The organism is Corynebacterium sp. HMSC058E07, assembly GCF_001809885.1.
GTDB classification, from domain to species: domain Bacteria; phylum Actinomycetota; class Actinomycetes; order Mycobacteriales; family Mycobacteriaceae; genus Corynebacterium; species Corynebacterium macclintockiae.
Genome location: NZ_KV799291.1, coordinates 1 through 273, shown reverse-complemented (window position 1 = coordinate 273; position 273 = coordinate 1). Strand labels below are relative to the sequence as shown.

At 67.0% G+C, this 273-nt stretch carries 1 CRISPR repeat array.

The annotated features are described in order from the left end of the window. Nucleotide 1: 1 nt before the first annotated feature. Nucleotides 2-273: a CRISPR direct-repeat array (repeat unit 28 nt; unit sequence GGCTCATCCCCGCTGGCGCGGGGAGCAC).

The following is a 273-nucleotide window of genomic DNA, read 5'->3' as shown; positions in this document are numbered from 1 at the left end:
CGGCTCATCCCCGCTGGCGCGGGGAGCACAGTAAAAGCGTCGGAAATGAAACCGAAAACGGGGGCTCATCCCCGCTGGCGCGGGGAGCACCGCCCTATCGGATGTATTTGGTGTCGTTGGTGAGGCTCATCCCCGCTGGCGCGGGGAGCACATAACTCGGAGTCCGTGCGCCACACCACCTACGGGCTCATCCCCGCTGGCGCGGGGAGCACGCCTTGTCGCCCTGCGGTACACCAGTGGACTTAGGCTCATCCCCGCTGGCGCGGGGAGCAC